This window comes from Mycobacterium sp. IDUB_39 (genome assembly GCF_055419205.1).
Genome location: NZ_JBVAXF010000003.1, coordinates 275,186 through 292,503 on the forward strand (window position 1 = coordinate 275,186; position 17,318 = coordinate 292,503).

The 17,318-nt window shown below is 65.4% G+C and carries 20 protein-coding genes; 7 read left to right on the forward strand and 13 right to left on the reverse strand.

Features of this window, described 5'->3' with window-relative positions:
- Positions 1–70: 70 nt before the first annotated feature.
- On the reverse strand, positions 71–634 hold the full coding sequence (locus tag ACZY0X_RS13250; protein WP_463771012.1) for a thiaminase II/PqqC family protein: 564 nt from the start codon (positions 632–634) through the stop codon (positions 71–73).
- Positions 635–678: 44 nt separating this feature from the next.
- Complete coding sequence (locus ACZY0X_RS13255; protein WP_463771013.1) at positions 679–1,224, reverse strand: class I SAM-dependent methyltransferase; 546 nt, start codon at positions 1,222–1,224, stop codon at positions 679–681.
- A gap of 46 nt (positions 1,225–1,270) precedes the next feature.
- On the opposite strand from ACZY0X_RS13255, the gene ACZY0X_RS13260 reads away from it, so the two are divergent.
- Positions 1,271–1,861 (forward strand): DUF1707 SHOCT-like domain-containing protein, encoded by a 591-nt coding sequence (locus ACZY0X_RS13260; RefSeq protein ID WP_463771014.1) that lies wholly within the window; start codon positions 1,271–1,273, stop codon positions 1,859–1,861.
- A gap of 11 nt (positions 1,862–1,872) precedes the next feature.
- Here ACZY0X_RS13260 and ACZY0X_RS13265 read toward each other — a convergent pair whose 3' ends face one another.
- Together ACZY0X_RS13265 and trhA are read right to left on the reverse strand one after the other, a co-directional pair.
- The gene (locus ACZY0X_RS13265) at positions 1,873–3,447 is read right to left on the reverse strand and encodes a class I adenylate-forming enzyme family protein (protein ID WP_463771015.1); all 1,575 of its coding nucleotides are present in this window, start codon (positions 3,445–3,447) and stop codon (positions 1,873–1,875) included.
- Positions 3,447–4,154 (reverse strand): PAQR family membrane homeostasis protein TrhA, encoded by a 708-nt coding sequence (gene trhA / locus ACZY0X_RS13270; RefSeq protein ID WP_463771016.1) that lies wholly within the window; start codon positions 4,152–4,154, stop codon positions 3,447–3,449. The genes ACZY0X_RS13265 and trhA overlap by 1 nt, the downstream gene beginning before the upstream one ends.
- A gap of 657 nt (positions 4,155–4,811) precedes the next feature.
- Between trhA and ACZY0X_RS13275 the strand changes: the two genes are divergently transcribed.
- Positions 4,812–5,015, forward strand: coding sequence for a cold-shock protein (locus tag ACZY0X_RS13275; protein WP_241405277.1), 204 nt, complete (start codon positions 4,812–4,814; stop codon positions 5,013–5,015).
- A 212-nt stretch (positions 5,016–5,227) separates the two neighbouring features.
- Here the strand turns inward: ACZY0X_RS13275 and ACZY0X_RS13280 are convergent, their stop codons facing one another.
- Positions 5,228–5,569, reverse strand: coding sequence for a hypothetical protein (locus ACZY0X_RS13280; RefSeq protein ID WP_463771017.1), 342 nt, complete (start codon positions 5,567–5,569; stop codon positions 5,228–5,230).
- 46 nt (positions 5,570–5,615) lie between these two features.
- Entirely contained in the window at positions 5,616–6,317 is a 702-nt protein-coding gene (locus tag ACZY0X_RS13285) for a cutinase family protein (RefSeq protein ID WP_463771576.1), read from the reverse strand.
- A 374-nt stretch (positions 6,318–6,691) separates the two neighbouring features.
- Here ACZY0X_RS13285 and helR point away from each other — a divergent pair, with 374 nt between their 5' ends.
- Positions 6,692–8,851, forward strand: a complete 2,160-nt coding sequence (helR, locus tag ACZY0X_RS13290) for an RNA polymerase recycling motor ATPase HelR (protein ID WP_463771018.1) — start codon at positions 6,692–6,694, stop codon at positions 8,849–8,851.
- A 21-nt stretch (positions 8,852–8,872) separates the two neighbouring features.
- Here the strand turns inward: helR and ACZY0X_RS13295 are convergent, their stop codons facing one another.
- The 3 genes from ACZY0X_RS13295 to ACZY0X_RS13305 all read right to left on the reverse strand — a co-directional run bounded on the left by ACZY0X_RS13295 (position 8,873) and on the right by ACZY0X_RS13305 (position 10,773).
- Positions 8,873–9,184: a DUF3303 domain-containing protein gene (locus ACZY0X_RS13295; protein WP_463771020.1), complete on the reverse strand. Its 312-nt coding sequence runs from the start codon at positions 9,182–9,184 to the stop codon at positions 8,873–8,875.
- Between the two features lie 177 nt (positions 9,185–9,361).
- Positions 9,362–10,150 carry a DUF6498-containing protein gene (locus ACZY0X_RS13300; RefSeq protein ID WP_463771022.1) on the reverse strand — a complete coding sequence of 263 codons (789 nt, stop codon included), beginning with the start codon at positions 10,148–10,150 and terminating at the stop codon, positions 9,362–9,364.
- On the reverse strand, positions 10,147–10,773 hold the full coding sequence (locus tag ACZY0X_RS13305; RefSeq protein ID WP_463771577.1) for a TetR/AcrR family transcriptional regulator: 627 nt from the start codon (positions 10,771–10,773) through the stop codon (positions 10,147–10,149). The genes ACZY0X_RS13300 and ACZY0X_RS13305 overlap by 4 nt, the downstream gene beginning before the upstream one ends.
- A gap of 232 nt (positions 10,774–11,005) precedes the next feature.
- Between ACZY0X_RS13305 and ACZY0X_RS13310 the strand changes: the two genes are divergently transcribed.
- On the forward strand, positions 11,006–11,941 hold the full coding sequence (locus ACZY0X_RS13310; protein ID WP_463771023.1) for a metal-dependent hydrolase: 936 nt from the start codon (positions 11,006–11,008) through the stop codon (positions 11,939–11,941).
- Entirely contained in the window at positions 11,934–13,094 is a 1,161-nt protein-coding gene (locus ACZY0X_RS13315; RefSeq protein ID WP_463771024.1) for a hypothetical protein, read from the forward strand. Before ACZY0X_RS13310 ends, ACZY0X_RS13315 begins: the two co-directional genes overlap by 8 nt.
- A gap of 4 nt (positions 13,095–13,098) precedes the next feature.
- Here ACZY0X_RS13315 and ACZY0X_RS13320 read toward each other — a convergent pair whose 3' ends face one another.
- The 4 genes from ACZY0X_RS13320 to ACZY0X_RS13335 all read right to left on the reverse strand — a co-directional run bounded on the left by ACZY0X_RS13320 (position 13,099) and on the right by ACZY0X_RS13335 (position 16,063).
- Positions 13,099–13,464: an RNA-binding S4 domain-containing protein gene (locus ACZY0X_RS13320; protein ID WP_241405289.1), complete on the reverse strand. Its 366-nt coding sequence runs from the start codon at positions 13,462–13,464 to the stop codon at positions 13,099–13,101.
- 43 nt (positions 13,465–13,507) lie between these two features.
- Entirely contained in the window at positions 13,508–14,008 is a 501-nt protein-coding gene (locus ACZY0X_RS13325; RefSeq protein ID WP_463771025.1) for an isoprenylcysteine carboxyl methyltransferase family protein, read from the reverse strand.
- 10 nt (positions 14,009–14,018) lie between these two features.
- Positions 14,019–15,125, reverse strand: coding sequence for a type III polyketide synthase (locus tag ACZY0X_RS13330; protein WP_463771027.1), 1,107 nt, complete (start codon positions 15,123–15,125; stop codon positions 14,019–14,021).
- A gap of 218 nt (positions 15,126–15,343) precedes the next feature.
- The gene (locus ACZY0X_RS13335) at positions 15,344–16,063 is read right to left on the reverse strand and encodes a phytanoyl-CoA dioxygenase family protein (protein WP_463771028.1); all 720 of its coding nucleotides are present in this window, start codon (positions 16,061–16,063) and stop codon (positions 15,344–15,346) included.
- 247 nt (positions 16,064–16,310) lie between these two features.
- On the opposite strand from ACZY0X_RS13335, the gene ACZY0X_RS13340 reads away from it, so the two are divergent.
- Complete coding sequence (locus ACZY0X_RS13340) at positions 16,311–16,616, forward strand: putative quinol monooxygenase (RefSeq protein WP_463771030.1); 306 nt, start codon at positions 16,311–16,313, stop codon at positions 16,614–16,616.
- A 58-nt stretch (positions 16,617–16,674) separates the two neighbouring features.
- A complete protein-coding gene (locus ACZY0X_RS13345; protein WP_463771031.1) occupies positions 16,675–17,316 on the forward strand; it encodes a dihydrofolate reductase family protein in 642 nt (213 codons plus the stop codon).
- The last annotated feature ends 2 nt before the right edge of the window (positions 17,317–17,318 follow it).

Below are 17,318 nucleotides of genomic sequence, written 5' to 3' on the forward strand. Positions count from 1 at the left end.
GTCACGTCCACATCAGAACCCGCGCGAGTGTCGGGTGTCAACGACTAACTAGACACAAAATCAATTCTGTTCACGGATTCGGCAGCGCCATATCCCAGAACGCCACCTCGTACGACAGGACCTCAGCGATGAGGTCGTCGTGACCATCCGGCGTGGCCAGAGCGCCGAGCGCCTCGACGTAGGCGGCGAATTCCGGGGTCGTCCAGTGATCGGTGAACTCGGAGAACGGCGATTTCGGGGACGCCGCAACGGTCCAGGCGAGCAGGTACACCCGCTCCAGAACCCACAGCGCGGTGATCGCCGCGTCGAAGGGTGCGTTGTCCAGCCGCACGAGCAGGTCCCGGTAGGCGAGCGTGGCGGGAAGCACCGGTTGGTCGGTGTCGATGCCGCGCCGCGCGGATTGGACGTCGAACCAGTCCAGCTCCTCGACCAGGGCAACGCACCCGCCGGCGAGCGTCGACTGGGCGGATCGTGGTGCCCGGCCGAGCAATCGCGCCTGGAAGCGCAGGAGGTCCGCGACGAACACCGCATCCTGGGCCAGCCAGCGGTCAAACGCCGAGTCCGTGATCGTGCCCTCGCGCACGGCGTCGAGGAACACATGGTTGGTTGCGGCAGTCCAAAGGGGTTCGAGCACGCAGGCGACGATAGCCGCGTGCGCCGATCACTTGGCCGGCACGCCTACTTGCGGGCCAGGAGCCAGGCTTCTCCGTCGCCCTCGCCTGCGGCGATCGGCTCGAGGACGCCAAACGCCGCGCTCAACTCGCCGGCCTTGACCCGGAATGGGCCGGGGGAGGCGCCCACCTCACTGAGCGCGCTGATTGCCAGCACTCCACCGGGAGCGAGCCTCGCGACGATGTCGCCGTCCAGTCGGGAGTCGCGAAACCTGTGACACAGCACGACGTCCGCGGGCGGACCGGCGGGCAGACCGGCATCGAGGTCGACGGCCACGAAACGGCAGCGTTGCATCACACCGCTGGCCAACGCCAATTCACCGGCCTGGGCCATCGCCACGGGGGAGACGTCGAAGCCCGACACCGTCATACCGCGTCGGGCGAGCCACACCGCGGCCGTTCCGCGACCACATGCGAGATCGAGAGCGTGTCCCGCGGTCGGGAACACGTCGGCGAACGGCTCGAACACCGGGGGCAGTGACACGTCGTCGAGTGGCACCGGTCCACGATCCTCGTACCGCTCGTCCCAGCGCTGACGATCTTGATCGGACACGTGCGTCAGCGTAAACCGCGGCGGGCCAACCCCTATCCTGGGTCGAGTGGACGAACGAGAGCTGCGGGTAGGGGATGCGGATCGCGAGCGTGTGATCGAGATGCTGCACCGCGCCGTCGGCGAGGGCATGATCACCCTGGACGAGTTCAGCTCCCGCATGGACGCTGCACTGGCCGCGCGGACGAGGGGCGAGTTGAGCGAGGTCGTGGCCGACCTACCTGGTTCGCAAGCCGCCACCGACCCCCGCCACCTCTCGTTGCCCTCGGCGACCGCGGCACTTCCAATCAAGGTGACCATGTCCTCGATTCACCGATCGGGGAACTGGCGAGTGCCCGAGCGTCTCACGCTCAAGACGCGGTTCTCCGACGTGAAACTCGATCTCACTCAGGCCGATGTCCGTACCCCGGTCATCACCGTCGACGTCGACGACATGTGCAGCAGCACCGAGATCGTGGTGCCCGACGACTTCACGGTGGACATCAACGACCTGAGGTGTCTTGGCAGCAGCGCCCATTCCCGCGCCAACACCGCACCGCCCGCCGGCCGCGTGCATGTCGTCCTGCGCGGCAATGTCAGGTTCGGCTCCCTGACCGTGAAGCACCCGTTCGGCAGTCGGCTGCGCAGACTGTGGGGGTGACGCGAACCGCGTTACGACCTCACTGACGTCAGGACGCCGTCGACGACGAGTTCGCGCAGTGCCCTCCGATTGAACTTGCCGCTCTGCAGGGTCGGGATCTGCTCACTGGCCGCGATGGCCCATCGCGTGGGCACCTTGTATGTCGAGAGCTGCTCGCGCGCACGTGCCACGAGGGATGCCACGTCGAGTTCCGCGTCAGCAGGCACGATCACGGCGCAGACCTCCTCGCCGCGGACCGGATCCTCGATGCCCACGACGATGCACTGCGTCACGTCGGCGAAGTCGGCGATCACCGCCTCGACCTCCAACGGTGACACGTTCGCCCCGCCCGCCTTGATGAGTTCACTTGTGCGCCCGACGTAGAACAGGCGCGGGTCACCGTCGTTGCGGTAGACCAGGTCGCCGGTGTGATACCAGCCGTCCTCGTCGAAGGTCTCCCACCGCTCCCGCTTGTTGTAGCCGGCCATCACACCGACTCCACGGATGCGAAGCTCACCGACGACGCCCGAATCCACCGGTGTTCCGTCATCACCGACGATCGCGATGTCGGTATGAGCGAAGCCGCCTGCGGTCTCGGACATGGTGCGGTGCACGGGATATCCGTCCGGGACGTCGGTCATGGCGATGTCCAACGGGCCCTCCCGCAGCAGCGGCGCACTGCTCAGATCGCGACTGCCGAATGTCGAATGCTCACGCAGTCGCTGGGTGAACGCCGGCCAACCCACGACCCCGGTGACCCGCTCCCTCTCGATCATGTCCAGTGCGGTCGCGGCATCGAGCCACGGCAGGACCACGACCGTGGTGGGCTCGTGCAGCGCGCCCGTCACCGCGAGGAGTCCGCCGACCCAGAAGAAGGGCATCGCACACAGCACCCGGGTGGCGCCGTCCCATCCGGTGACGACGCGAATCGCGGCGGGCCACGTCGCCGTCTGCCTGACCAGGGTCCCGTGGGTGTGGATGACGCCCTTCGGATCCGCCGTGGATCCGGAGGTGTGCACCATGACCGCGAGATCAGCAGCGGAGACCTCTGCCTCGACCGCGGCGAGCATCGCGGGAGGCACGGAGGCGGTGGCCTCCTCGTCGTACCGGGTGGCCCAGCGCCGGTCAGTGTCGCCGGTGATCACGATGCGACGCAGGTAGGGCGCAGTGCCCAGGACCAGAGCTCCGGTCTGCTGATCAACGAGCCCGGGCAGGGCTGCCTCGAGCCGCTCGGCGACATCGACCTTGAGCACGCGGTCAGGCGCCACGAGCAGCCCGATGTCGGCGAGCCTGACCACCTTGGCGATCTCGGCGGGTGTGTACATAGTGCTCAGCGGCACGGCCAGCGCCCCTATCCGCGATGCGGCAAGCCACCAGATCACCCAGTCGACACCGTTCGCGAAGAACAGTCCCACCCTGGTGCCCTTGCCGACGCCCTCGCGCAGCAGCCACCGCGCGGCCACGGCCGAACGCTGTTCGGCCTCTTGGTAGGTGAGCCGTTCATCGGGGGTTATCAGGTACGTGTGCCCGCCGAACTCACGTGCACTGTGTTCGAGGAGCGCGGGGATGGTGGTCGGTGGAGTGGTTGTCGTTGGCGACGGGGTCACTACCGCAGCACCACCCACACGGCGGCGTAGTGGCAGACCGCGGCCACTGCGGTGAACGCGTGGAAGAACTCGTGATAGCCGAACGTCTGTGGCCAGGGGTTTGGCCACCGAAAGCCGTAGAACACGGCGCCAACGTTATAGAGCACGCCACCGGCCACCAGCAATACCACCGCCACCAGGCCGCCGCCGTCCCTGAGCGTCCCCGCGAACCCGATCGCCGCCCACCCCAGCAGTAGGTAGAGGGGGACACCGACCCACCGCGGCGCGGATGGCCAGAGCATCTTCAGCGCGACACCGGCCGCAGCGCCGGTCCACACCAGGATCAGCAGGTCGGTGCCGGTGTGGTGCGGCATGGCCAACAGCGCGAACGGGGTGTAGCTGCCCGCGATGAAGACGAAGATCAGCGAGTGATCGAGGCGCATCATCCATTTCTCGGTGATCGGGGAGACCCAATCCACGCGGTGATAGATGGCGCTGACACTGAACATGGCGATGATGGCCACGGCATAGATGAGCGTCGCCCACCCGGCCCGCGATGAGACATTGACGGCCGCGACCGCGACCAGCGCCGCACCCGCAACGACGGCCATCACGGCGACCACCAGATGGATCCAGCCACGGGCCCGAGGCTTGTCGAGGAGGTTCGTGATGGTGTCGGCCAGGATCTGCGGGAGATCCTCACCCGCCGCGGGGCGTTCGGAGGTCACGGTCGTCGTATCGCTGCTCTGCGAGTGCTCAAGACGGCCTCCGCTCCTCGCGTATGACCTGGTGGTTGGTATCGCGATAGCCGTCCAAACACTACCGTCGCACGCCCCCGATAGGCGGTCGATATGGCAGTTTGCGAGTCACATGCGCCCCATGGGCCCCAAGGGGAGCGTTCGTTCGGCGGTGGATGCGTCGGAACAGTGCGCGACACGCCGGTAGCGCATGCGCGACGTGTGATGCCTGCCGCACCGAAACGGACACCCGGACATGAGGAGGTGAAAGGTCCCGCTGCGCTGTCCGAGTGCCGTGTTCGAGCACCTGTCGGGGGACCACGTTGCAGGCTCAGCGGCCGCTCCGCGACGGACCATGCCGAAACCCATATTCGGCTAACTGTTGGGACAGCGACGAAAAGCCGGTAGAGTAAGTCCACATCGACGGTATTTCGTCGCACGACTGATCTAGTCGTGACGTCGTCGGTTTGAGGATTGACCGGTTTGCGGTCGGGCAGGAGCGCCGCACTGTGACGGTCTACGCCCACTCACTTCGTACAAATCCCATGACCCGACCTCGGTTTGGTGACCGCACCTAGTCCCAAACCGTCCACAGACCTGGATGCACATCAGTTGCATTCATTGCTAGAAGAAGAAGGAAGTAAGAGCATGGCAGAAGGAACCGTCAAGTGGTTTAACAGCGAGAAGGGCTTCGGCTTCATCTCGCCTGACGGCGGCGCGGCAGATGTGTTCGTTCACTACTCCGAGATCCAGTCGGGCGGATTCCGCACGCTGGAGGAGAATCAGCGTGTGAAGTTCGACATCACGCAGGGTGCGAAGGGTCCCCAGGCGGTCGGCGTCACCGCCCTCTAGACCTTCCCTCCGGACAACCCCCGAGCTGATCGGTATGCGCGCTGCAACCCAGTGCCATTCCTGATCAGTCCGGGGGTTTCCTGCTTTTCAACCCCCTGTACGGCGGCGCGCTCGTCATCGAACGATGCCGTCCTGCAGGGTGGTTCGTGCGCTCATCGTGAAGTGAGGCACGCAATCCGTTGGACGACAGTCCAATTCGGATTCGGGCAGATCTAGGTCAGCCCATCGATGGGTAGCCTTGCCGCGTCTGCCTCCAGTTCGGCGAATGTCATCTGCAAGAGCGTGACGGAGTCGTTGACCGCGCCGACGTCCGTATCCTCAAGCCAGACACCCACGGTGCGTGCAGTGGCCGACAGCTCGAGCAGCCCCGCGTAGACGGTGGCCACCTCGTCCACTGCCGCGGTGAGCCCGTCGAGCAGCGTCGCGCGTCGCGTCCTCAGCCGGCCGACTGTGTTCCTGATCGACTCGGCCGCGTGCTCGCCGTGACCAGAGACCTTGCACGCGGCCGATATCGTCTCGTCCAACGCGTCCACTGCCGCTGCCACCGCCAGCAACAGCGCCCTTTCCTCGCACAATTCACAGATTCAGGGCTGAACTACCTCACGTCAGCCGCAAGTGTTGGGTGGCGAATGTCGCTGCCTGGTCGGCCATTCCATTGACCGCGTACAGGGTGTGCAGGGCACTGTCACCGCCGTTCGGCGAGCAGATCGGGTCCGCGGGTATACAGAGGTCGAGCGCCTTGCCCGCGTACTCGCTTCCGATCGTGATGGGCGGTGCAGACCGGTCGATCATGTTCATGAACCCGGTCGACGGTTTTCCGAAGAGCGTGACGGCGGCGACGTGACCGGCCACGGAGTCCGGCATCGGGCCAGTGATCCCGGGTGGCAACTTGTAGTCGGCAGGCACCGAATCGGTGGTGATGTAGGCGATGACGGCGGCGCCCTGGGAGTAGCCGCTCAGCACCATCTTCGTGTCGGGGCACTTCGCCGCCACATCTTGCACCTTGTTGGTGGCATCGATGACACCGTCGGCGGCTCGGGCGAAGTCGAGAGAAGCGGGGTAGTTGACGGGGTACACGTCAACGGACTTGTCGGGCAGCTTCCCGCGCAGTGCGTCCACGAACGCCTGCCCGGTGAGTCCGACACCGGGCGGCTCGAAGGTGCCGCGCGCGTACACGACCTGGACGTCGGGGCATGGCTCGGCTGCCGCCTCAGGGGCGTAGACGAACGGGTGAACCACCGCTGTTATGACCGCCACGACTGCGACGAGCAGGAGAGGGATCCCGCGTTGTGCGCGTTTGATGCGGGACGGGTGGCGATCCGCCGACGTGTGTCCAGATGTGCCGTTGCCCATGTTCGGCTCCTCGACGTCCAGAGAGGGCTTGTTTAGCGCCCCTTAGTAGTTCGGGGCGTGGATTTCCCGGATCAGCCTCATCGAAACATTTCGTCGGGCGATTTTTCCTCACATGCCGGACGTCCGTCGAGGGTTCCTGGCGGAGTCAAACAACCGAGGGGGTCATGGAGTTTGCCCGTGTGCGAGGGACGATCGATGAGAAGGGAGGACGAAACTCCTTCCACCTTCAACATATAGCGCACTGGGGGGCTTGCGGCAAGACCCGGGTGGTGCCGCAGAATCGCTGGCCGAACCCAGAGACGCATGTAAGTGAGGGCCACGAAATGAGTGTGATGTCGACGAGCGCCTTCGACCTTCCCGGTCGCCTCACCGCCAAGGCAGACCCGACACTGATCGCCGACGATGATCGGCACTTTGCGGCCATCGCGCAGTGCCTCGAGAAGTCCATCGCGGACGTGACCGCCCGCCTCGATGCCCTGCACAGGTCGCCCGGCGGCGTGGATCGGGCGGCGATGGAGCGCGACATGGAGATTCACCGGTTGGCGGCGCATCTGCGCTACCTGCGCCGCTTCGGTCTGGACGTATGTCTCGGGCACATGATCGGGTCGGATGACGTCGCGCCCGTGTACATCGGCCGACTCGGCCTCATCGACGGTGCGGGTCGACAGCTGCTGATCGATTGGCGCACACCCGCGGCCGAGCCGTTCTTCGGTGCGACCCACGCGAACCCGATGGGTCTGACACGTCGCCGCAGATATCGCTGGAGCTCCGGATCGGCGAACACGGCGCGGGTCAGCGACTATTGGGACGAGGCGTTCACCCCCGACGGTCTGAAGGACAACGCCTCACTAGACGACCAGTCGGCGTTCATCGCAAGCCTGGGCAGCAACAGGTCGGCGAAGATGCGCGACGTGCTCGGCACCATCGCGGCCGACCAGGACGCCATCATCCGCGCGGCATCACCCGGAGCCCTCGTTGTCGACGGTGGTCCAGGTACCGGCAAGACCGTCGTCGCCCTGCACCGCACCGCCTATGTCCTGTACTCCGACCACCGTCTCGATCAGCATCGAGGCGGGGTGTTGTTCGTCGGTCCGCATCAGCCCTACCTGGCCTACGTCGGCGATGTGCTGCCCAACTTGGGTGAGGAGGGCGTGCTGACCTGCACCGTGGGTGACCTTGTCCCCGAGGGAGCCGCGGCAGGGGTCGAGACCGACCCGCAGGTGGCCCGGCTCAAGTCATCGGTGGACATGGTGCGGGCGATCGAAACAGCCGTCAGGTTCTATGAGGAGCCGCCCAGCACGGGGATGACGGTCACGACCGACTGGGCCGATATCTGGCTGAGCGCCGACGACTGGGCCGAGGCGTTCGACGCACCCGAGCCCGGGACGCCGCACAACATCGCGCGGGAGGCGATCTGGGAGGTGCTGCTCACGATCCTGCTCGACAAGTGCGACGGTGACGCGCCAACCGCTGCACTCCGCAACGCCCTGCTGCAGAACGAGGAGCTGCGGTCAAAGCTGAACAACTCGTGGACGCTGATCGAGGCCGCAGATCTCGTCGCAGACCTGTGGTCGGTGCCCGCCTACCTGCGCAAGTGCGCGCCGTGGCTTCGTCCCGACGACGTTCGGAAGCTGCAGCGCGCGGACGCCCGGCGTTGGACGGTGTCCGATCTGCCGCTGCTGGACGCAGCGCGGCAACGGCTCGGCGACCCCGCCGCCGCACGTCGTCGGCGCGCGTATGCGGCGGCCGTCGCCGTCGAACGCAGGCAGATGGACAGGGTCGTCGACGAGCTTCTGCAGGCCGACGACGATGAGGGCATGATCGCCCAATTGCGCCAGCAGGGTATCCGTGACGCGCTGGTCGACGAGGCTGCCCTGCCCGACGCGGACACCGATCCGCTTGCCGGCCCATTCGCACACGTCGTCGTGGACGAGGCTCAGGAACTGACCGACGCCGAGTGGCAGATGCTGATGCTGCGCTGCCCAACCAGAAGCTTCACCATCGCCGGCGACCGCGCGCAGGCCCGGCACGGGTTCACCGAGTCCTGGCGGGAACGGCTCGAGCGGATCGGCCTCGAGCGGATCAACGTGGCGTCTCTGCGTATCAACTACCGAACCCCGGCCGAGGTCATGGCCGAAGCCGAGCCGATCATCCGGGCGGTCCTCCCAGACGCCAACGTGCCGATCTCCGCCCGCAGCGGCGGTATCCCCGTCGAACACCGATCAGTGTCGGAGCTCACCGCCGTCCTCGACGACTGGCTCGCCTCGCATGACGACGGAACCGCCTGTGTCATCGGTGATCCGACGTTCGAGCCGACATCCCGGGTGCAGTCCCTGCCGCCCGAGCTGGTGAAGGGGCTCGAGTTCGATCTCGTCATCCTCGTCGATCCCGAGGCGTTCGGCAGCGGTGTCGAAGGCGGGGTCGACCGCTATGTGGCGATGACCCGTGCGACCCAGCGACTCGTGATCCTCACGCCCACCTGACACGCCCGGATGGCGGGTGGGTCAGCCGACCGACTCCCGGAACGCAACGCCCTTCTGCGCGGCGCCGACCGTGTCCTCGATGTCAAGGACCGGATAGAGCTGGTACTCGACATATGGGCCGAACTGGCTGGTGGTCTCCGCGATCTCCGCCGGATCGTCGGTCTCGACTACGGCGAATGTTCCGCCACCGTCGAGTCTGCCGAGGAACTGATGGAACGTCGTGCCCTTGGGCGGTGACCACTTGGAGTACAGCTCAAGCATGCGCTTGACGGCTGCGTCGTTCTCGGACGCCGAACCGCCCATCCTGAAGTTCATCGCAACGACATATTTCATTTCGCTTCCTCCTCCACTTCGGCGCAGAGCCCCCCGCGGAGCGCGGTGTCCGCGCATCAAGATCGAATCATCCTCTTGTGGTGAGGTTTCAACGAACAAAACTTCGCGCCCGCAGGACGAGTGGTTGTCGTTGAAACGATCGCAGGAGACAGAATTGGTTGCTGCCGATTACTGGCGCTATGCCAAATTCGTGCCGGTGCGAGGGGCGACCCAGGGCTGCTCGTTTCTGTCGCGCCGTTGAGCTTCGTCGGCGCGGTCCTTGTCCCACTGTTCAGCGAAGCTCAGGCCGGGGCGACCGCGGACTAGTCGGTTCATCACGCGGCTGAGCCCCGCCGGGGCTGCGACGGGCTCCCACTGCGGCAGGGCACTGCTCAGTGCAAACAAGGTCTTGAGGACGACGAAGGCTCCGAACAGCGCCGACGGCGCACCGGTCAGGACGATGCCGAGGAAGCCGACGAGAAGGACGAGATGAACGAGCACTATGCGACTGGTGCCTCGATTGGCGAGCTGCTCGATGTCGAGGAAGGACCGTTGCCGAAGGCTGAACAGATCCACGACGAAGTCGATGGCGAGGAGAATCAGCACGCTGAGGCAGCCGGATCCCACACTGTGCCAGTCGATGTCAACGATCGGCTGTGCTCCGCCGCGGTTGAGCACCAGCACCATGGCGCCGAGAACCGCGCCATGGGCAATACAGAAGGCGGTGGTGGTGATGACGAAGCCCTTGACGAAGGACGGGTAGGAGTTACGTCGATCCGTACTCGGCGCCGCGTACCTGAAGTGTCCGCGGCGAGGATTCCAGTACTGGTGAACGAGGATCCGAGCGGCGATGAACAGGCACACCGCGGCGGTTTCGAACCAGTAGACGACCAGCGTTGTGCCGGCCGACCAATCCCTCACGAACCAGCCGGCCGCCGGTACGGCGATGACGGCCAGCCACGTCACGAGGTGAATGATCCGAGTCACGGCGGCGTGGCCAACCCGGACCTACCCTGCGCCTCGATCGCGCCGCCGAGCCACCTGCGTAGATACCGTCGCAGATCGTCCTGGGAGCGAGTCGGGTCGTTCGGCGCCACCACGAACGAGAGCATGGTGCGCAAGGTGAACTCAACCAGTTCGCGCAGGCTGACCTCGTCGTAGCCGTGAGCCTGCCAGTCGACGTCGAACCTGTTGATCATGCGCATACCGAATGCGCGCGCTTCGTCGGAGGCGAGATTCTCAACGAAATTCTGAGTGAAGGTTCCCGTAATCAGAATGCCGAAACCTGGTGTATTCCTGATAGTTTCGAGCGAGTAGATCGTTCCCTCGGTCATCGCCACGGCCGGGTCTGCAATCCCGCGGACATGCTCCTCAAGTCGATCGAGAAAGCCGTCCACCAACGAGACCGCTGCCGCGTGCATCAATGCCTCAGCAGTCGGAAAATACCGATAGACGGTCTGGCGGATGACGCCCAGCGAGGATGCGACGTCGGCGATGGTGATGGCGGAACCGGTTTCGGCGATCAGCGCAACCGCAGCGGAGACGACACGTTCCGCGGCCTCGTCGTCGCTACTGGGCGGATGCCCACCCCACCCACGCCTGCGTGCCATGTCCGTTCCTCGGCCGACGCTGTCTAAGTGAACATTCCGGCGCCACGCCGGCAGCGACGAGACCATAGCACGACACCCCCGCTGGCCTGGGAAAAGGCGGCCCGACGCGTGTCTTGACGCCGCACCGAGGCATACCTATCATACGACCACACGGTAAAGCGTATGGTCGTATGTTCAAAGGAAACGCGCTGCGGGGGATCAGCCGAGCGCCCAAGTCACGAGGTGCCAGCTGATGACAGATCTTCAAGTACGCAAGATGCGCTTCGGCTTCGCCGATTACGACGTGCCGTTCCTGTGGAACGAGGCCAATCCCGCGTTCTCGTGCATGGCCAACGCGGTCTCTTTCCTGGCCGTCGCATTCGAGAAGATGATCGGCGCGATGATCCCCGAGGCGATGCCGCTGATCACCGATCCGGCGGTCGCCGAGGAGGCCGATGCCTTCGTGCGGCAAGAGGGACAGCACTCGATGGCTCATCGTCAACACGTGAAGGGGCTGATCAAAAGCCATCCGGCGCTGAAGGAAACGCTCGATGAGGTCATCGCGGCATTCGACGACCTGACGGCGAACACGTCGCTGGCCTACCGCCTGGCGTACACCGCCGACCTCGAGGCGACGTTCACGCCGGTGTTCAAGCTGATGCTCGACAACGACGACACGCTGTTCGCGCCCGGCGACGATCGGGTGGCGTCCCTGTTTCTGTGGCACTTCGTCGAGGAGGTCGAGCATCGAAGCTCCGCGCTCATCATCTACGACCACGTGGTGGCCGACCCGATCTATCGAGTCCGGGTAGCCCCGTCGATCTTCAAACACGTGATGGCCGTCGTGCGCATGGCCGCAGAGGGATTCAACAAGCACGTCGCGGTGGAGGAACGCCGAGTCGACGCACTGTCGACCTTCGTCACCCACCGGTACAAACAAGAGATCCGTCGGCGGCTCCCGTTCGGCACCAAGACCGACAACGGCCCCGTGCAGAACGCGTTCGCGCATCTGCCTGCCGGCCAGCAGCTGCGGGCACTGGCAGGCATCGTGCGCAGCCAGATGCCGAACCACAAACCCGCACACGAAAAGCTGCCGGCGCTGGCTGGGGAGTGGTTCGATCGCTACGACGCCGGCTACGACGTGACGAACTGGTACACCGCCGGAGCTAAGAGGGAAGCCGATGTCTGATCTGTGCGCACCGACGTTCGAGCAACTCGCGAGAGCACTTGGATTCTCCTGCGAGGAAGCCGGCGGCCTGGTCGAGTTCCGCAACCCGCTGGCCCTGGAGAACTGGACACTGCCAGTTCTCGAACTGACGGTCATCGTGGGAGCGATCCTCACCCTGGTCTACGCCATCAGCCGATACCGACGCCACGGTGACGCGACCAATCTCGCACTGTGGTTCGGCGCGATCGCCTATCTCCTGATCATCGAACCGCCGCTGTACTTCCCGGCGGCATTCGGCATCGACGAGCATGTCGACACGATGTTCGCCCACAACGTCTTCAGCGTCGACTTCCTCTGGGGGAGACTGCCTCTCTACATCATCGCGATCTATCCGATGATGGCGACGGTCGCCTTCGAGATCGTCAGGGTCCTCGGGGTGTTCCGGCGCTACGGGACGTTCATCGGGGCAGTGTGTGTGGGGTTCGTGCACCACGCCTTCTACGAGATCTTCGATCACCTGGGCCCTCAACTGCGTTGGTGGGAGTGGTCGGTCGACAATCCGATGAATCAGCCGATGTTCGACGCCGTGCCACTGCCCAGCGTTGTCGTGTTCGCCGCGCTGTGGCCGATGTCGTTGGCCCTGTGCGTCCAGTTCTTCGTGGGCCGACACGTCGACCGCGGTGCGCGCTTCACCGGTGTGCAGGTGCTGTGGCGGACCGTCGTCGTGGGCGTGCTTGCCTCGCTTGGAACCGCGATCCTGCCGCTGCCGGCGACGCTCATTGGTGCGCTCACCAGCACCACTCTGATGGGCATCGTGTATGCCGCCGAACTCGTGGCGATCACCTGTGTCGCGGTTCCGGTGATGGTCAGCCAGTGGCGGCGGCTACGGACCAGTGCCGTCACAGCGGAGCGCCATACGAGCCCACTCGTAATCCGTTACAGCGTTGCCTATCTCGCGGTCATGGTGGTTCTGTGGTTGGCCTCGCTGCCGGCCTACTTCGGCGCGGTGGATGGCATCACCGCGAACGGTGATCCCATCGGGAATCTCTGGTACGTCGCGGCGTGCTTCCTCGTGGCAGGCGGCTGCGCAGCGGCGGCTGCCACAGCGACACCTGGCACGTACAGACCATCGGACTTGCCCGGCCAGTTCGCTGCATCAGGGGACGCACCGTGACGTTTCAGCCCTGACCTGCGCGCCACTTGTCCAGAAGCCGACGATCCCGTTTGGTGGGCCGACCCGCGCCCCGATCTCGGGCCGCCACCGGAACCGAGGATGTCGGTGGCGGCGCGGGCGTTCGATCCAGATAGCACGTCACGGCATCGGCCGCACCGACACGCTTCTGAATAACCCGTACCACCTCGACGATCCGCGTCGTGTCGCCAACCCGGGCGCGTACCTGGTCGCCGGGCACCACCATCGTCGCAGGCTTTGCCGGTCGATCGTTGACCCGCACATGCCCGCCGCGACACGCTTCGGCGGCGTCCGGCCGCGTCTTCGTCAGCCGGACCGCCCACAACCACCGATCCACACGGGACGATTCCATGACGTCCATGATGGACTGCCACGACTCCACTGTGGAAGCGGAGTCAGGCGTACCCCAGCGCGGCATCCTCGGTCCTGATCCGAACCCTCAGCACCAGGGCATTCGCGATGCTGAACACGATGGCGGTCACCCACGCCGAGTGCACCAGGGGCAGTGCTACCACCTCCGCCGCGACCGCGGTGTAGTTCGGGTGATGCGCCCATCGGTAGGGGCCGCTCCGTACCAGGGGAGCTCCCGGGACGACGATAACCCGCGGGTTCCAGTGCCTGCCGAGGACCGACACACACCACCATCGGACCACGGTGCTGGCGGCCACCACCGCGACCATGGTCCAGCCCAGCACGGGAATGAACGGCCGGTGCAGGAACGCGACCTCTGCCATGCACGACAGGAGCAGAGCCACGTGCATGCCCACCATCACCGGGTAGTGCCCGCGCCCGAACTCCTTGCCGCCGTGGGCGAACGACCATGTGGCGTTGCGCTGCGCGAACCCCAGCTCGACAAGGCGTTCGGCGCCGATCAACGCAATGAACAGGTAGTACATCGTCGTTCCCCTACCAGCCCAGGAGGAGCAGTTCGAAGCTGAAGCCGGGGCCCATCGCCAGCATCAGGCCGATCGACCCCGCAGGTGGAGGATCGGCCAGGGTTCGATTGAGCACGTCAAGGACCGAGGCGGAGGAGATGTTGCCGTTGTCCCGCATCGACTCCCAGCTGTGCCGGAACTCCGCCGTGGACACGTCGAGTGCCTGTCCGACCGCCTCGAGGACCTTGGGACCCCCGGGGTGACAGATCCACGCCGACACGTCGCGGGTGGTGAGGCCGTGATCGGCGAGGAAGTCGGTGACCTCGTCGCCCAGGTAGTCCTCCGCCATTCGCGGCACGTCCCGCGACATCACCAGTCCGAATCCGCGGGCGGTGACGTTCCAACCCATCACGTCGACGGTGCCGGGGATGATCCTGCTGCGTGTCGCGAGTACACGTGGCTCATCAATCATGTTCGGGCCGTGTGGAACTCGATCCGCACCACTGGCGACGACTGCGGCGGCGCCGTCACCGAAGAGGCACACCCCGATCAGTGCCGGTATTGAGGTGTCGTCACGTTGCAACGTCAACGAACACAGTTCCACCGACAGGAGCACTGCGACATGGTCGGGGAACCCGCGAAGGTAGTCGTGAACTCGCGCCAGTCCCGCGGCACCAGCGACGCAGCCCAACCCGAAGAGCGGCACGCGTTTGACGTCGGGCCGCAATCCCAGTCGCGAGAAGATCCGGGCGTCGATCGTCGGCACGGCAACACCCGTGCTCGACACCGTCACGATGACGTCGACGTCGGAGGGCTCGAGCTTGGCAGCGTCCAGAGCCGAGCGCACAGCCTGCTCACCGAGGTCGGTGGCCACCTCGAGGTAGGTGGAGTTCGCCTCGGTGAACCCGGTCAGGGTGGGGTAGCGATCGAGAGTCATTGCGAGACTGCGATGCTCGACGCCGCTGGTACGTGCAAAGCGCGCGAACCCCGGCTCGATGATCGACGTGAGCTCGCCGACCACCTGTTCTTGGGAGTATCGGTGCGGTGTCAGGGCCACCCCCGTGCCCGAGATGCGGGGAGCACCCGTGCGATGTTCGGGGATGGTGCGCGTGAATGGTGAATCTGTTGTATTGGTCATGCACATTGAACGGGGTAAAGCTCGCGTTTAGTTCAGCCATTTCGCGATTCGTGAGATAGCCCACCCGTTCATTTAGAATTCATTAATGCGCGCTATAAGCGCAGTTCATGATGGGTTTTCTGAGAAATTCTTATATGCACAGTGGAAATCTAACAGCGCATTCCAAGAATGGGTGCGAAGCTGGCTGATCAATGTCGATTGACTGCCAATTCGCTGAGTCAGCGGTGCCACGCCAATCCCAGCAGCGATCCGGTCTGCGGAGTGAGTGGGGCAGCGAGCAGCACCGGCGCCTGCGCCATGAACCGCGGGGTTCGGCCGCGATGCTCATCGGCGGCGTGCACCGTGAACGGATGCACGACATACATCTCGCCGGGAACGCCGGTGGCCGGTATGACATCGCGGCCGGCGCTGGCGGCGTCCACCAACGGCCCGCACTCGTGCGCGTCGATCAGATCCTCGCCCAACACGGCGGCGACGTCTCGATGAGAGCCGACCCGGATCCGCGTCGGTGCGTCATCGGGGCCCACCTCGGACAGAATCGTCAGCAGCAACAGCGTGTGAGGGCGGCCGCTGACCGCCCATGTGCCATCTGACCGCGGGGTGTTGTTGTCGATGTGCCAACCGCGGTCGTCGTCTGTGGGCCGCACCGGGAACCGCACAGGGACGTTGCCAAGCGCACCCCGCGGCTGCCACCCGCCGGGCCCCCACACCACATCGAGGGCATCAGAGAGCCTGCGGCTCCGCGCCAGCACGCCGAAGGGGCCTCCACCGGTCAGGTCGGCGGTCCACGCCACCGGCTTGGTCCACGATTCAGGATCGTCGGGAGACAACCCAATCTGGGCCCACAGCAGGTCGCGTGCCGCGTCGGCGATCTCCCGGGGTGCCGCCTCGTCGAGCTTGAGGACGCCGTTCTCCGCGAACCCCGCTGCATCAAGCATGGTGACAGCGTTGCGCATGGGGTGCTCGGCGGTCCAACGGTTTTCGCAGCGCCTCGCCGAGCCATTCCAGCGCTGTGCCGTGAGTGCGGCTGCCAAGATGGTGATGTGGCGACCGGCCGCCCCGACGTTCCGCAAGGCAGCCCTCAAGAGGGATTGAACGACCGATGAGTTTTCCGCACTCCTGGTGTCTACATGGAGAAGCACGGTGCCGGATGGCACGACACGAATGCCTCAGGAGGAACTCGCCATGGTCATCGTCGCAGGACACGTCACTGTCGAGCCCCAGCAGCGCGCGTCCTACCTCGCGGGCTGCGTGAACGTCGTCGACCAGGCTCGGGGGAGGGCCGGCTGCCTCGACTTCACCATCACCGCCGACCTGATCGACCCTGGCCGCGTCAACATCTACGAGCGCTGGGAGTCGCGAGAGGCCGTCGAGGACTTCCGCGGCAGCGGCCCGAGCGATGACCAGAGTGCGGCGATGCTCTCGGCGTCGGTTGCCGAGTACGACATCGCCGGTGTGCGGTCCTTGAGCGAGGACGGCCCCGCGCGATGAGTTTGGCCGACCCCAGTGGTCCAATCATTGTCTGTTCACAACCCAGGAGGAACCCGTAGTGCAACTGCTCAGAGTCCAGAACTTCACCGTGTCGCGGGACGGCTTCGGCGCTGGTGAGAACCAGAGCTTCGAGCGTCCGTTCGGTCACGCCGACCCCGGCGCGTTGATGTCATGGGCTGGCGCGACGGCGGGCTGGCCCAACCGCACAGATCCTGGTGGGAGTCGCGGACTCGACGACTACTTCACGCGGGACTTCGCCCACAACATCGGCGCCGAGATCATGGGCCGCAACAAGTTCAGTCCGCACCGCGGCGCCTGGCTGGACCACGAGTGGCAGGGCTGGTGGGGTGACGAGCCGCCGTTTCACACGCCGGTCTTCGTTGTCACACACCATGAGCGCCCGTCGTTCACGCTGTCGGACACCACGTTCCACTTCGTGAATGACGATCCGGCCGCAGTCCTCGAGCGGGCGCGGGAGGCGGCGCATGGCAAGGACGTCAGGCTCGGCGGCGGGGCGACCATCATCCGGGAGTTCCTCGACGCTGACCTCGTCGACACCCTCCACGTCGCGGTAGCCGACGTGGAACTCGGGTCCGGAGTGCGGCTGTGGGAGTCGCCCGACGAGCTGAACGACCGGTTCCACCACGACGTCGTACCGAGTCCGAGCGGCGTGACGCACCACCTGTTCTGGCGGCGATAACC

Bases quoted from the DNA above. Each gene is read 5' to 3' on its own strand.
- ACZY0X_RS13275 (WP_241405277.1), top strand. From the start codon at position 4,812: ATGGCAGAAGGAACCGTCAAGTGGTTTAACAGCGAGAAGGGCTTCGGC.
- helR (WP_463771018.1), top strand. From the start codon at position 6,692: ATGAGTGTGATGTCGACGAGCGCCTTCGACCTTCCCGGTCGCCTCACC.
- ACZY0X_RS13295 (WP_463771020.1), bottom strand. From the start codon at position 9,184: ATGAAATATGTCGTTGCGATGAACTTCAGGATGGGCGGTTCGGCGTCC.
- ACZY0X_RS13305 (WP_463771577.1), bottom strand. From the start codon at position 10,773: ATGGCACGCAGGCGTGGGTGGGGTGGGCATCCGCCCAGTAGCGACGAC.
- ACZY0X_RS13310 (WP_463771023.1), top strand. From the start codon at position 11,006: ATGACAGATCTTCAAGTACGCAAGATGCGCTTCGGCTTCGCCGATTAC.
- ACZY0X_RS13315 (WP_463771024.1), top strand. From the start codon at position 11,934: ATGTCTGATCTGTGCGCACCGACGTTCGAGCAACTCGCGAGAGCACTT.
- ACZY0X_RS13320 (WP_241405289.1), bottom strand. From the start codon at position 13,464: ATGGAATCGTCCCGTGTGGATCGGTGGTTGTGGGCGGTCCGGCTGACG.
- ACZY0X_RS13325 (WP_463771025.1), bottom strand. From the start codon at position 14,008: ATGTACTACCTGTTCATTGCGTTGATCGGCGCCGAACGCCTTGTCGAG.
- ACZY0X_RS13330 (WP_463771027.1), bottom strand. From the start codon at position 15,125: ATGACCAATACAACAGATTCACCATTCACGCGCACCATCCCCGAACAT.
- ACZY0X_RS13335 (WP_463771028.1), bottom strand. From the start codon at position 16,063: ATGCTTGATGCAGCGGGGTTCGCGGAGAACGGCGTCCTCAAGCTCGAC.
- ACZY0X_RS13340 (WP_463771030.1), top strand. From the start codon at position 16,311: ATGGTCATCGTCGCAGGACACGTCACTGTCGAGCCCCAGCAGCGCGCG.